15 protein-coding genes are annotated in these 14909 nt (G+C 37.4%); 2 read left to right on the top strand and 13 right to left on the bottom strand.

Annotated elements, in window-relative coordinates; translation table 11 throughout:
* Window positions 1-78 precede the first annotated feature (78 nt).
* Complete coding sequence (locus INT04_RS06375; protein WP_193015318.1) at window positions 79-480, top strand: RidA family protein; 402 nt, start codon at window positions 79-81, stop codon at window positions 478-480.
* Window positions 473-1441 carry a threo-3-hydroxy-L-aspartate ammonia-lyase gene (locus INT04_RS06370; RefSeq protein ID WP_193015317.1) on the top strand — a complete coding sequence of 323 codons (969 nt, stop codon included), beginning with the start codon at window positions 473-475 and terminating at the stop codon, window positions 1439-1441. The genes INT04_RS06375 and INT04_RS06370 overlap by 8 nt, the downstream gene beginning before the upstream one ends.
* A 120-nt stretch (window positions 1442-1561) precedes the next feature.
* Here INT04_RS06370 and INT04_RS06365 read toward each other — a convergent pair whose 3' ends face one another.
* The 13 genes from INT04_RS06365 to INT04_RS06305 form a co-directional block, all read right to left on the bottom strand.
* Window positions 1562-2473, bottom strand: a complete 912-nt coding sequence (locus INT04_RS06365) for a dihydrodipicolinate synthase family protein (RefSeq protein WP_193015316.1) — start codon at window positions 2471-2473, stop codon at window positions 1562-1564.
* 18 nt (window positions 2474-2491) lie between these two features.
* Window positions 2492-3097, bottom strand: a complete 606-nt coding sequence (locus INT04_RS06360; RefSeq protein ID WP_226894001.1) for a dihydroxyacetone kinase subunit L — start codon at window positions 3095-3097, stop codon at window positions 2492-2494.
* A gap of 2 nt (window positions 3098-3099) precedes the next feature.
* Complete coding sequence (locus INT04_RS06355; RefSeq protein WP_193015315.1) at window positions 3100-4095, bottom strand: dihydroxyacetone kinase subunit DhaK; 996 nt, start codon at window positions 4093-4095, stop codon at window positions 3100-3102.
* Window positions 4096-4234: 139 nt separating this feature from the next.
* On the bottom strand, window positions 4235-5725 hold the full coding sequence (locus tag INT04_RS06350; protein ID WP_193015314.1) for a tripartite tricarboxylate transporter permease: 1491 nt from the start codon (window positions 5723-5725) through the stop codon (window positions 4235-4237).
* Between the two features lie 15 nt (window positions 5726-5740).
* Window positions 5741-6178, bottom strand: coding sequence for a tripartite tricarboxylate transporter TctB family protein (locus tag INT04_RS06345; protein WP_193015313.1), 438 nt, complete (start codon window positions 6176-6178; stop codon window positions 5741-5743).
* Window positions 6179-6209: 31 nt separating this feature from the next.
* A complete protein-coding gene (locus INT04_RS06340) occupies window positions 6210-7154 on the bottom strand; it encodes a tripartite tricarboxylate transporter substrate binding protein (protein WP_193015312.1) in 945 nt (314 codons plus the stop codon).
* Window positions 7154-8398: a PfkB family carbohydrate kinase gene (locus INT04_RS06335; RefSeq protein ID WP_193015311.1), complete on the bottom strand. Its 1245-nt coding sequence runs from the start codon at window positions 8396-8398 to the stop codon at window positions 7154-7156. The genes INT04_RS06340 and INT04_RS06335 overlap by 1 nt, the downstream gene beginning before the upstream one ends.
* Window positions 8399-8712: 314 nt before the next feature.
* A complete protein-coding gene (locus INT04_RS06330) occupies window positions 8713-9027 on the bottom strand; it encodes an AzlD domain-containing protein (protein ID WP_193015310.1) in 315 nt (104 codons plus the stop codon).
* Window positions 9024-9737, bottom strand: a complete 714-nt coding sequence (locus INT04_RS06325) for an AzlC family ABC transporter permease (RefSeq protein ID WP_226894000.1) — start codon at window positions 9735-9737, stop codon at window positions 9024-9026. Before INT04_RS06325 ends, INT04_RS06330 begins: the two co-directional genes overlap by 4 nt.
* Before the next feature lie 98 nt (window positions 9738-9835).
* Window positions 9836-10687, bottom strand: a complete 852-nt coding sequence (locus INT04_RS06320) for an AraC family transcriptional regulator (RefSeq protein WP_109408170.1) — start codon at window positions 10685-10687, stop codon at window positions 9836-9838.
* Window positions 10688-10769: 82 nt separating this feature from the next.
* Window positions 10770-11780, bottom strand: coding sequence for a LacI family DNA-binding transcriptional regulator (locus tag INT04_RS06315; protein ID WP_193015309.1), 1011 nt, complete (start codon window positions 11778-11780; stop codon window positions 10770-10772).
* A gap of 77 nt (window positions 11781-11857) precedes the next feature.
* Window positions 11858-13264, bottom strand: a complete 1407-nt coding sequence (locus tag INT04_RS06310; protein ID WP_193015308.1) for a sucrose-6-phosphate hydrolase — start codon at window positions 13262-13264, stop codon at window positions 11858-11860.
* Window positions 13265-14635, bottom strand: coding sequence for a sucrose-specific PTS transporter subunit IIBC (locus tag INT04_RS06305; RefSeq protein WP_193015307.1), 1371 nt, complete (start codon window positions 14633-14635; stop codon window positions 13265-13267). It lies immediately after the preceding gene.
* Between the last annotated feature and the right edge of the window lie 274 nt (window positions 14636-14909).

The raw sequence follows: 14909 nt of genomic DNA, 5'->3' as shown, positions 1-14909 counted from the left end.
TATACTATTGATCTAACATTAGACATTATGTATAAATAGATAAACATAACGTCTAACTTAAGCGAAATAGGAAAGATAATGATCAGTCATCTTATACAACAAAATATTGAAGCGCTATCACCACCAGGTGGCCATTACTCGCATGTTGTGACAGCAAATAATATGTCGTTTATTTCAGGGCTATTGCCTTTAGATAAACAAGGTAAGCCCTTAGCAGATAAATCCGTTGAAGTTCAAATCACACAAGTTCTTGAAAATTTAGCGGCTTGTCTTGTCGGAATAAATGCACAAAAAACCGATATCGCACAAGTTAAAGTTTATGTCACAAATATTAATGAATGGCCTATTGTTAATGAGCTATATGCAAAATGGATTGGCGAACATAGACCTGCAAGATTAGTCGCGGGCGTAAAAGAGCTCCATTTTGGGAGTAAAATTGAAATTGAAGCCGTTGTGATCAAGGAACAATCTTATGAATAAGCGACCTATTCCTACCTATAAAGATGTTGCAGAAGCTCATCAACGGATCCTGCCTTATTTGAATAAAACCCCTGTTTTAACTTCTCGCACTCTGAATGAACTAACAGGAGCACAATTTTATTTTAAATGTGAAAATTTTCAGCGAATGGGCGCGTTTAAATTTCGTGGTGCAATGAATGCATTATCACAATTTACAGCAGAACAGCGTAAAAACGGCGTTGTAACTTTTTCATCGGGAAACCATGCTCAAGCCATTGCATTATCAGCAAAATTATTAGGTATTCCTGCCACAATTATCATGCCTGAAGATGCTCCAAAAGCAAAAATGGACGCGACAAAAGGTTATGGTGGTCGGGTGATTACCTATAACCGCTATACAGAAGACCGGGAAGAAATAGGTCAACAGCTGGCACAAAAAGAAGGGCTAACGCTTATTCCGCCTTATGATCACCCGCATATTATTGCGGGGCAAGGCACTGCAGCAAAAGAGCTGTTTGACGAAGTGGGTGAATTAGATAGGTTATTTGTTCCATTGGGTGGCGGTGGTTTGCTTTCTGGTTCGTTATTATCAACCAAAGCACTATCTCCTCATTGCCAAATATTTGGCGTTGAACCTTTAGCGGGTAATGATGGGCAGCAGTCATTACGTAAAGGCGAAATTATCCATATTGATACCCCAAAAACAATTGCAGATGGTGCGCAAACTCAGCATTTAGGCAATTACACCTTTGAGATTATTCGTAATAATGTGGACGCTATTTTAACTGCAACAGATGAAGAATTAATTTCGGCTATGCAGTTTTACGCCCAGCGAATGAAAATTATTGTAGAACCAACTGGATGCTTAAGTTTAGCAGCCGCTCTTCAATTAGGTGATAAATTAAAAGGTAAAAAAGTCGGTATTATTATCAGTGGGGGAAATGTTGATATCGCACAATATGGTCAGTTATTGGCACAATAGTCACATTTAAATTTCATGTTTATTCTGATAAAAAAGCAGTATAGAAAAATCTATACTGCTTAAAATGATCAACACACAACCGATCCATTAAAATAACGGAGATGCTTATTTAACTCATTGTTAATTAAGTGAAAAAGTGATGTCTGCTTCTTTACATAATTGAGTCAGATTTTCTTTTAATTGTTGATTTTCCTCAGATAATAAATCAAGTTGTGGCAAACGCATATGACCACCTTCTAAACCACGCATAGTTAATGCTGATTTAAATATTGCCATATTCGCACCAGACTTAAGTGCATCACTAAATTTCACACAAAATTGTTGCCAGTGTTTCGCTTCTTGATAGTTACCTGCAATATAGGCTTTATACATATTCACAAATGGCTCAGGGAATACGCAAGCACAGCCTGAAACAGTACCATCACAACCTGCATCTAATAATCCTAAGAATAATTTGTCGTAACCATGAAGAACTGAAAAACCCTCTGCAACAGCAAGGTAACTTAATGTTGTATTGTTATCAGCAAAACTGTATTTAATCCCAATCACATTTTTACATTGTTGTTGTACTTTTGCTGCTAATTCAGGCTTGATATTATTTGCCGCACATTGTGGAATATTATACAGATAAACAGGGAAATTATCCGGCACACTGTTTGCTACTGTCACAAAATAGTTTTCTAATTCCCTGTCTGTTGCACCAAAAAATTGTGGCGTCACCACGCCAATACCATCAGCACCAATATCAACTGCGTGTTTCGCTAATTCAATAGTTTCGGTTAATGTCATTGCACCGACATGAATAAAAACAGGTAAGCGTTTATTTGCTGTTTCAACAACGGTTTTCGCAACATTTTTACGTTCTAAAGCAGATAGACGTAACATTTCTCCCGTAGTGCCACAAGGATAGAGGCAATCAACACCTTTATTAACTAGCATGTTAGTTAATGCAGATAACGCTTTAATATCCACTTGATCATTTGAATCAAACGGAGTAACCATTGCCACTGTAACGCCAAATAATTTTTTCATATTAAGACCTTTATTAAATCAGATTGCTTTAACAATAACTTTAATTGCCAACATGCCAGGATCATCTAAACCAATTGATTTTTCTGGGAACATACGCGCTCGACCTAATAAATTAGGTTTTTGACGAAATTCATTAAGCGTATTATCAATACTCTGTAAGGCTGCTGTTTTTAATTCCAATAGAGATAAAGCAGGTTTTAACGTTTCAGATAATTGATAAATAATATCCAGTACCGATTTTTGCCCCAACTCCCCTTTTCCTCTTGCCATCATGCTTTGATACGCAACCGTTAAAAGTGGTGAAATGTCGGAGGGTGCTATTTCTTGCAGTTGATTTTCTTTGCAATATTTTGCCATTGCCATAAAAGCGGTCGCTTGCAATGTACCAAAAGAAGATGCGCAGGCTTTTTGTAATGATTTACTGCATTGAAAAAGAGCTTTACTTAAATCGTCAGGCCAATCTTGTGCATCATCGGCAATTTGTCGCCATCCTTTTTGCATGGTGATCCCTAAATCACCATCACCTAAACGACTATCAGCTTCACACAGCATTGCTTGAGATTGCTCACAAGCGATAGCGATACGCAAAACCGCTTGTTTGAGCATTTCAAGTGTAATATTCATCGTTATACTCTCCAGAATGCACAATGAGCTGGCGCACTCATCAAGGCTTCTAGCTCATCATCTAACTTACACAATGTTAAGCTTGCCCCTGTCATTTCCATAGATGTGGCATAACGACCGACCAATGGATGCACAATAGTCGCACCTGTTTTATTAATCAGTTGTGCAATTTTTTTGTACAGAATATAAAGTTCTTCTAATGGCGTTGCGCCTAAAGAGTTCACTAATACAGAGACTTTATCCCCTGTTTTTAATGATAATTCTGCTTGTAGACGCTCAAACATCTCTTGTGCAATATCATCCGCACTGCGTAATTTATCACGCCAAATTCCCGGCTCTCCGTGAATGCCCATCCCCATTTCCATCTCATCTTCACCAATTTCAAAGGTAGGATGTCCTACCGCAGGTAAAGTACAAGATGTTAATGCACAACCAATCGTCCGGGTATTTTCCATGGTTTTTTGAGCAATACGTGTCACTTCATCAAGTGATGCACCTTCTTCTGCTTTGGCGCCCGCCATTTTAAAACCATAAATCATCCCAGCTACACCACGGCGTTTATGCGCCTCTTCGGGTTTTGCTGAAGCGACATCATCCGCGGCTAATACAGTTGTGCAACGAATATCATCTTCAAAATCAACCGCTTCAGTTGCCATATCGAAATTCATGACATCACCACCGTAATTGCCATAAAGTAGCAATACACCTAAACCACTATTTGCTTCACGAATAGCGTCAGCCATTAAATCTGCTGAAGGTGAAGCAAAAACATCACCCACGGCGGCAGCATCTAATAAACCTTCACCGACATATCCCGTGAATACTGGCAAATGTCCTGAACCACCGCCTGTGACAATACCCACTTTCGGTTTATCCGTTTTGTTTGAACGAGTAATTAATCTTGGCTGTGGTTGACGATAAATATGGCTATGCGCAAGGCATAAACCGGCTAATGTTTCATCGACATAATTTTCTGGCTTATTTAATATTTTTTTCATTTTATCACCCGATATTTTTATTTATCTGCTGATTTCTAACACCTTAAAAAAACGTTATTTTGCTTATTTAAGATGAGCTTTCCCTGATACTTAAAAAGTATCTTTATATTTAATTTATTTGGTATAAAAACGAGATACCTTATTTGGCTTTTAATGCACCTCTAATTTGCATAATAACAATGAGAAGAAATGCACTGGCTAATACCATCGATATAGGTCTGTTAACAAAACTAATCAAATCACCGTCAGATTTCATTAATGATGAGAGCAAATTCTTTTCTAACATTGGCCCTAATATCATGCCTAAAATAATTGGCGATATAGGAAATTTTCGTTCTTGAAGGAAATAGCCAATAACCCCCATAATTAACATAACCACAATAGAAGACATCGTATTTGTGATTGCATATGAGCCAACGATACTAAATAGGATAATTGCTGGGTAAATAATCGCATTATCGATAGCAACAATCTTTTTCAATAAATTGACAACAATAAACGCAATCGGCAGTAAAATAAGATTAGCAATAAAAAAGATAATAAAGACAGCATACAATTTATCGGGATTAAATAAAAATAACGTTGGCCCCGGTTGCATATCTTTCATATACAATACACCGATAATAATTGCAGCCGCAGAATCACCGGGAATACCAAAGACTAGAGATGGTATCCAACTTCCTGCTAAACTGGCATTATTACTGGCAGATGCATCAACAATACCTTCTTCAGAACCATGGCCATATTTCTCTGGCTTTTTAGATAATTTTTTTGAAACAGCATAAGAGATCCATGCTGCAATATCGGCTCCCGCACCGGGTAAAGCACCAATTAATGTTCCTATTATTCCGCTACGGAAAATACCGGCCTTACGTTGACGAACAACACCACCCACGCCTTTAAAGATATTGTAAGAGTTATTTTCCACATTCACTTCTGTTAGTGTAATTTGCTTTTCTTTCCAACGTTCAACGTAATATTTAATCGCACCAGAAATGGCAAATAGCCCTATCATTGCTGGAATAAAACTGACTCCCTGCATTAAAGATACTTCACCGAAAGTAAAGCGGGCTTGCCCTGTAAATTCATCATAACCTATGGTGGCTAATGCAATACCAAAGAATAATGCTAATAAGCTTTTTCTAATATGTGAGCCAGATACAATTGTTGCACAGCTTAAACCAATTAAAGATAACCACATATATTCGTAAGAGCTAAATTTTAAAGCAAACTCGGCCAATATCGGTGCTGTTGAAGCTAATATAATGGTTCCAATGACACCACCAATCACAGAGCTGGTTAATGACATGCCCAAGACACGATTTGTTTTGCCTTGTTTTACTAAAGAATGTGCATCATTAGTATAAGCTGCTGATGCAGGGGTACCTGGAATATTTAATAAAGCACCAGGAATATCACCTGCAAATATAGATGATGCTCCAACGGAAATCATTAAAGCTAAGGCTGGAATAGGATCGAGAAAAAAAGTAAATGGCACCATTAAGGCAATAGCCATTGTAGATGTTAACCCAGGAATAGCACCAACAAACAGACCAAATAAACAAGCACCAATAACGACAAGTATTGTTGTGTAATCAATATAAGCAAGTGCGCTAATTAATATATCCATACTGTTGTTCTCTATTTATGAAAATAGCTGAGGTAGCGGTACTAACAGTACAGCGGTAAATAAATAATACACACCTAACACCACTCCTGCTGAAATAATAAAACTGTATATAGGTTTTGTTGTTGCATATTTCATCATTAATGGTGCGGTAATAATTAATCCGGTTAAAATAAAACCTAAATAATCAGATGCAAGTACATAAAAAAGAATAATACTGATAATTAATAAGACGAATTTTATTTCATGCCATGTTACTAATGGAATATCACTTTCTTGTTTACGTGAAAATATATCTATTAATGAAAATATAATCATTCCACCGCCAATAATAGAAGGCATAAACGCGGCACCATATTCACTAAAATCGCCTAATGAATATGCACTATAAACAATAAGGAATAAACCAAAGAAACAAAATATGAATGATAGTATATGACGATTTAGCATAGGCATAAAAACGGCTGTTGCTCAGCCGTTCCCTCAGTTATTTCTTTATAATTTCGCCAAACTTTTTATCTTCATTGGCCATAAATTGAGTGGCATCATCGCCATATAATTCAATAACTTCAAAGCCTTGTTTATTTGCAAATTCGGCTAATTCACCAGAAACATATACTTTTTTCATGGCTGCGGTGAGTTTATCTTGCACTTCTTTATCAAGACCTTTGGGAGCAACTAACATATTCCACGCTTGCAGATCCCAATTATAAGCGGTAGCTTCTTTGAATAAAGGGACATCTGGGTAAAAGGCAGATTTCTCATTGGACATAATGGCCATATGTTTTACTAATCCCGCTTTTACCATACTGTCGGCTTCACCTAATGAAGATGTCACTATATCAACACCCCCTGATGCTAATTCTTGTAATGCCGCACTCGCACCTTGAGAAGGAATAAAGCGAATAGCATTATCTGGTAATCCAGCCGCACGCAACATACCAATAGTATTCAGATGCCAAATAGAATTTAAGCCACTGCCTGATGCTTTTAACTTACCTGGATTTGCTTTCGCATAATCAATAATTTCCTGTGCATTTTTAAATGGTGATGATTTTCCAACTTGTAATCCACCATAGATAACAGCAAGGCGTGTAATAGGTGTGTAATCTTGGTAGGTTAAATTGGTCATTCCCTGATGATGCATCATGGTAATTTCAACCGTTGCAATTCCTAGTGTATAGCCATCAGGTTTTGCATTTTTAATGGCATCATGACCCACAACACCACTCCCGCCTGTTTTATTGACCACATTAACAGTAACGCCTAATTCTTCTTGTAGCCCTTTTGCTGCTAGACGTGCAACAGTATCGGTATTACCGCCAGCAGCCCAAGGAACAACGATAGTAATCGGTTTTTCGGGGTATTGAGCGAAAGCCGGAAGTGTAAAAATGGAACTGCATAGGGTAAATGCCAGAAGTGTTTTTTTCATTATATGCACCTTTTCTCATTGCAGATTATTTGTGGCCGAATATCTTCAAGCCTTGATTTAAGGCGAGCCTGAACTTGAGAAAGGACAGGCATTGCTGTTACGCCTTTTTGTTCTATAAATGCAGAGAGGAAAGCACTGGCAAATAATACACTCTCATGCATTGTGCCTCCTGCTGCTATCTTTGATGCAAATGCACCGTTAAACGCATCTGTTGCTGCCATTGTGTCTACACGTAACGATGGCATAGGTGGAATATGGAATGTGGCTCGGCCATCAAAATAAACCACACCAAGTTTATCCATATAAATAATCACTTTCTTACTTTCGTCACCGGAAATAATACTGATAGCCTGCTTTGCATCATTAATATCGTTTATTTCAATGTCAGCCCAATGGGATGCTTGATTTGCATTTAAAGTAATAAAATCAAGATATAAATAAAGTTGTTTTAGGTTTTCGTTATAAGGTGCAACATTCAGTATGATGATTTTATTAACCGACTTAGCAAATAAGGCTGCTTTAATATTAGCTTCTATATTAATTTCACCTTGGAGTAATAACACATCGGCTTCACTTACATAAGGCAATGAAATATCAATCTCTTGATCAGAAAAGGTATTATTTGCGCCTAAATAAGTTGCTGTAATATTATTTTGTGTTTTGTCAGCTAAATAACTAATCGAACTGCCTGTTGGCTCGGTTTCTGTTTGAAAAATAGTGAAAGAATCAATACCACTTTCTTGTAAATATTTATAAGCGTATTTACTAAAATGATCTTCACCGACTTTCATTATTAAATGGACTTTAGCATCAGAAAAACTTGCTGCCATTGCCTGATTTGTTCCTTTACCACCAGGGCCTATCGAATTGCTTTTTGAATTAACTAATTCACCGACTTTCGGAAAAGATTCGACATTAGCGATAATATCCACCACAAACGATCCTAAAACACAGACTTTACCTTCTGGCTTTCTCTCTTTACGTTCTCTAACAATTAATAAGTCGTGCAATAAACATGAAATATCAAAACTATCACTGAATTTACTTATTTTTTTAATTTCTTGTTTCCCTAGTATGGCGCCACCATGACAACGTTTGATCAACCCTTCTCCTTCAAGGAATTTCAAATCACTGCGAATAGTCTCCAATGTGACACTGAATTTCTCCGCAAGCTGAGCCACTTTAACTTTTTTTTGTTCCCTGATGATGGTGTAGATTTCCTGTCGCCGTTCTTCTGAAAACATATAAAGTGCCTCCGTATCATTGATAACGAGAATAAGGAGATCGAGTCTATAATTCTGCGATGGTATTCAAAACAAAAAACCAAAAGCAGAAGCAAAACCAAATCGAAGCAATTTAGATCACATTTTTTTAACACAACATCAATTGGCATACGTTAAAAATGAGAGGTGAAACGAGTCGGATAATGAATGGTAATACAGAAAAGAGAGGTGGAATCAGCCGTTCAAAGACGGCTGATAAAATAAGGAGTAAAATTAATGCAAAAGTGATTATTTTTAAATGTAAATATTACGTTAAATAAAATCACCTTTGGTATTTAGTTTAACAAGGCATTAAGCAGATAAAAACCAACCAAGGTCAGTAAAACCACCATTAATGTACTGCGTATTTTCAATGCGAGTCCCACACACAATATGGTGCCCCATAAATAAGGGTTATCAATAATACCTTTAAATTCGCCTTTTTCTAACAGTACAATCGGTGCACAGATTGCCGTTAATAAACAAGGTGCAGAATATCCTAATGCTTGTCTGATCACTGACGGTAATTTAACGGGTACTGCGGGTTCTAGAAAGAAATAGCGTAAAAGAAAAATGACTAGCGCTAGAACTAATAATAACGACCATGTCATTTTTGCTCTCCTCTTATTCTTGCAACACAAACTGCGATAAACATACCTGTTAGCCCACCCATCACTACGCCACCCTCTATATTTAACCAACTAAAAATAATAGAGAGGCAAAAAGAGACAACAACACCCACTAACGTACTAAATGTTCTTATTAATGGAATAACAATAGCCAATAGCGTTGCAACAATTGAAAAATCAAGGTGGTAACGGGATAAATCAGAGACTTGACTTGCCATAATAATACCCACAATGCTGACAGCGACCCACACTAAATAAAAACATAATCCTGCCCCTATCATATAAGCAGGCGTTAGTTTTATTTTAGGTTGCATTGATACCGCAAAAAGCTCATCTGTAAGCAAAAAGCCGATGGTGATCCTTTGATACCATTTTAAATGAGCAACATGAGGGCGTAAGGTTAAGCCATATAAAAGATGTTGTGCGGTAATAAAAAAAACGGAAACAATAATTGTCAACATACCTGCACCAGAAACAACTAACCCTAATGTGACTAATTGCGCTGCACCAGCAAAAATAATGGCGGACATCCCAACACTTTGCGCAAAGGTTAATCCCGCATCAACCGCCATTGAACCGGCCAATATTCCCCAAGGGATCACCGCAAGGCATAATGGCATTGCATGTAAAGCACCGAGACCAAAAGCACGCATTGCTTGCCCTTTTTCATTATTATTTTTAATTTTTCCCATTAGCTTGTCTTCACTTCTAGCCTATTAATTCTATGAGGAATGATTATCAGTCAGTAAATATAAATGGGATTGTATAAAATTGCTCTTTTAATTTTTTATTACAACAAGGGGGATTTTAAAGAGGAAGATAATCGAAGCCCTTTTAAATAGTTTCCCGGTGTAACACCAATAGCGTTTTTAAAATGACGATGGAAATGGCTTTGATCTGAAAAACCACAACGTTGTGTTACATCAGTAAGTGTATGACCTAAAGAGAGTAACTGCCTTGCTTTACGAATTCGGGCTTGAATAAGCCAAGCATGGGGGGTCATACCTATTTCTTTTTTAAACTGACGTAAAAAGTGCCATGGACTTAAATTCACCATTTCAGCTAACGTGTTGAGTGAAAATTCATTTTCGGGTGTGTCATTCATTAATTCACTCACCCACTGTAACCGTTGCCCTATAGCACTTAAGGGCTTTTCTTGGGTTCTTGTTTTGCTATAACGCAAAATCAACATTGCCATTGTTGAAAGCAATAGCGATTCTTTTAAAAGATAATTATTAGGCTGTTCCAGTAATGAAAAAAGTAATAAAAGTTGCTGACTTAAACCAGGATCGTGAATAACAGCATCAGGAAACCAAGGCGTGGCACCCTGCTCTTGTTGTAGATCACGCGTTAATGTTTGCAGATATTCTGGTGTGGGATAAATAGCTTGATAAGCCCAACCAGATTCAACCGCAGAGGAGCCGGTATGAACTTCATCTGCATTAACAATAATGATATCGCCTTTAGGAGCGATATGTTCGCTTCCTGTGCGATAAAACTGCTGTGCGCCATCATCAATGACACCAATACAGAAGCCTTCATGGGTATGGCGAGAGAAAGTTTGGTGTAAATATTCAGCTTGCAGATAAGCAAGGCTATTTAGCTCAGGAAGGTGGATAAGTTTAGCCTGCTCTTGGCGCATTGAATATTGACTCCATCAACAGTAAAAATCATCAGCTTGTATCATAAACACTATACTGATGATTGCATAAAATTGCTCAGTCTTACTCATGTCGTTGATGAATTTTTGCTGGAACAAAAATTTGATGAATTTCTAAATTTTGTTGATTAATTAATCCCATAATAAGTCGGAAACAGTGTAAGGCCAGTTCAGGATTATTTTGTGCGATAGAATCTATTGGTATTGATAATGAATCATAAAGGTAATGATCATCAAATCCGGCTAAATAGACTTCATTTTGCATAATTTTATTTTGACTTAAATAACGTAATACCCCTTCTAATAAGCCACAAGCCGAAGTAAAAACAAATTTTGGTGGGCGACCTAAAGAGGCACATAAAGAGCCAAACATTTCATATCCTGAACTTGGGTGATAATGCCCATGAATAACCCACTCTGACTTTAAATCAACACTGGCTTGAGAAAGCCCTTTGGTAAAGCCTAAAAGACGATCTTTAGTGGGTGATAATGTAGATTGTCCCCCTAAAAAATAACATTCATCCATTCCTTTTGCTGAAGCAATCTCTGCAATCAGTTGTTGTGTTGAAGTTGTTGAATCCGTGACAACAAAAGGGAGTGTTGTCCCTTCAAAATAACGGTCGAATAACACAACCGGAATTTGCTGACTTAAACGTTGATATTCAAAATCATTTTGTAAACAAGATGCTACAATTAAACCATCGATTTGTCGTGATAATAGGTGTTCTATTGCCAGTGTTTCTTGAGCGGCATTTTCATCAGTGCATGAAATAAGTAACTGAATTCCCGCATCCCTACACAATATTTCTAACTCGTATGCCACAGAAGCAAAACCGTAGTTAGTAATATCAGGAATAACCAATCCTAACGCATAACTACGATTATCTCGTAAAGAACGAGCATGTATATTCGGTTTATATTGATATTGTTCCGCAATAGCCGTAATTCGCGCGATCGTATCATCAGAAACTCGCATCTCTTTACCACGCCCATTTAATACCAAACTGGCCGTTGTTTTGGAAACGCCTGCTAATTTTGCAATGTCTGTAATAGTGGTACGTTTTTGTTTTTTCACTGTAATTCCACTTAATATCCGTTCGCTGAACTGATGTTATTTTATTGTTTTAGATTCTTTTATTTAACTGTTCATATTCAACTGGGCAATGCATCATTTAATTGCCAAGTTGTTAGCGTAATCATCTCGTTACCTGAAAACGTGATTGTTTGTTTTTCTGAAGGAAAAAAACGACTGCTCATTACACCAATACCGTGATTAAAGAAAATCTCTACACTGGAACTATCACATAATATTTGAAGGTGTTTGATATCACCAGACCAAAAACGTGACTGCCATTCCCCATTTTTTAAGCTGCGACGTTTTAATATCGCTTGGTTTTTTTCAATAATTAACGCAAGAGTATCAGAAAAACAGATGTTAATAGAGCCAAATAGTTGCACCTCTAACTCAATTGAAAAATCGTTAATATCAGGAGCATTATCCGCAAGGCCTTGCCAATATGTTGGCTTTTGTCTGAGTTGCTGTAATTCTTTTATGGGTTGTTGAGAAAGCTCTCCTTCTACTATTTGTAATTCACGAGGACAGGTCATTTGATGTATCCAGCCATTTGCAATCGTCGGCTGATACATTTCTTCACCATCAGGAACGCCCATCCAACCAAATAATAAACGTCTGCCATTGGCTAATGTTGTTTGAGGTGCATAAAACTCAAACCCCGCATCTAGTTCGATTAAATCACCATGCTGAAATTGCAATGTTGAATAATCAAAATCCCCTATTAAATAAGCACTAGAATGCGAATTTAAAAATCGTAGTGGCTCTCTTTTTATACCTTGGGGACAGGTTAATAAAATAAAGCGATCACCTAGTTCAAAGAGATCTGGGCATTCCCACATATAACCCGCATCAGCTAATCCGCCTAAATAGCTTCCTGCTAATTCGCTGACTAATTGCCATTGATATAAGTGAGATGCACGATAGAGTAAAACTTTACCCTGTTTATCTAAGTTTTGTGCGCCTAATACCATGTACCAGACATCATTATATTGCCAAATTTTAGGATCACGTACATGCCCTGTATAACCTTCAGGAAGCCCTAAAATAGGCCCTAATTTATCAAAACCACCTTGCTGATTTTCAACAGCTAAACATTGCCATGCTGTGCGAGAGCCATTTTCAAATTTTACATTGCCAGTATAACAGAGCGTTAACTGCCCTTTATTGCTCACTGCACTGCCAGAATAACAACCATCTTTGTCATAAAACTCATCGGGCAGTAAAGCTATAGGTTGATGTTGCCAATTAATGAGATCTTTTGAACGCCAATGGCCCCAACATTTATGTTTATGTTCACAAGACAAAGGGTTCCACTGATAAAACAGATGATAATATTCACCATCAAAACAAAATCCGTTTGGATCATTTAATAACCCTGTTACTGGCGCTAAATGCCAACGTGGATAATATTTATCTTTTATAACGTTAGCGCTATTACGCATAACCGCCTGTAAGATCGTAGACAACCCTTTATTTTTATTCATTTATGCAGACTCCACTTTATATTTTAGTAAAAGAGAGAGAACAAATGCAGTGACAAAGGCAATCACCAACCCAATAATATAATTGGTGATCGAGCCAGCTTGTACAATCGCAATACCAGGGATCGCCGTTAATCCAACGGCTGTCATATAAACATGCGAGCCAACGACCCACGCCCCCCCCGCCGCACCGCCAATCAATGCAGCAATAAAAGGTTTTCCATAACGTAAATTAATCCCAAAAATGGCAGCTTCTGTAATACCTAACATGGCAGAAAAACCAGAAGGGATCGTAATGGCTTTAATTTTCGCATCATTGGTTTTAAACCAAACCGCAATACAAGCACCACCTTGAGCAATATTCGCCATTGCCCAAATCGGTAATAAAAAGTTAACCCCAATATTAGGGTTACCTAATAAACCCGCTTCGACAGCATGAAAACTGTGATGAATACCCGTAATAACAATTACAGAATAAAGGCCACCAAAAATCAGCCCTGCTATCCAACCCGCTTGTGTAATTAAGGTGCTTAATAGTAATGAAATACCATCACCTAAAAGGCGACCAACAGGTCCTATGACTAATAACGCCACAAAGCCCGAAATAATAACGGTTAAAAATGGCGTGATAATTAAATCGAGTGCATTAGGAACAACTTTACGTAATTGTTTTTCCAATACACTCATAAACCAAACGGCAAGCAAGACTGGAAAAACCGTCCCTTGATAACCAATCATTGCCACTTCTAACCCAAAGAAGTTCATGGTGTTAAAACCCGCAGCCACACCCCATGCGTTAGTTAATGCAGGATGCGTTAAAATTCCGCCCAACGTTGCACCTAGATAAGGGTTTCCACCAAACTCTTTTGCCGCTGTAAAACCAATTAAAATAGGGAGAATAATAAAGGCGGCTGAGCTACACATCTCTAGCATAATATACAGTGCATTATCAGCGCTTACCCACTGGTTAGTTTTCATTAACCCGAGTAGTCCCATTAATAAACCTGACGCCACAATTGCAGGAATAATAGGCACAAAGATATTAGAAAGTAGTCTCGCTATTCGTTGAAATGGATTAAGTTTTTTCGCTGCAATATTTGCTGCTTCAGATTTACTTGATTCACCAATACCCGCGGCAGCAATAAAGGCAGCATGCACTTTATTGACTAAGCCAGTACCAAAAATCACCTGAATTTGCCCTGCATTACTAAAACACCCTTTTACACCTTCTAATTTATTGATTGCCTCTTTGTCTGCTTTCGTGTCATCGACTAAAACGAGTCTTAAACGGGTAGCACAATGCGCCGCACTGGCAATGTTTTCAGCACCTCCCAATAACGGCACTAGCTGGCGAGCAATATTCTCAATATTCATCATAGCCTCTGTAGTCTTATTTTGTTTATAAACGATTATTAATGATAACCAAAAAACTAAAACGGTTTAGCTGATAATTTGATTAAATAAAAACCTATCCGAAATGGCAATAAAAATACGGATAAATCAAGTTTATTTGTGATCAAAACGACAAAAAAGAGGATTTAGCCATCATATTTTGATGATAAAAAAAGAGGGGATAAAGGAATAGCTAAACAACAAAATTATTGTTTAGCTAATTAAATTAGCATTATGTTAAATAATTATAGTTTAG

It is taken from the genome of Proteus sp. FME41, assembly GCF_014897315.1.
Taxonomy (GTDB): Bacteria; Pseudomonadota; Gammaproteobacteria; order Enterobacterales; family Enterobacteriaceae; genus Proteus.
The sequence above is the reverse complement of the archived record's forward strand: the minus strand, read 5'-3'. Positions and strand labels throughout refer to the sequence as shown.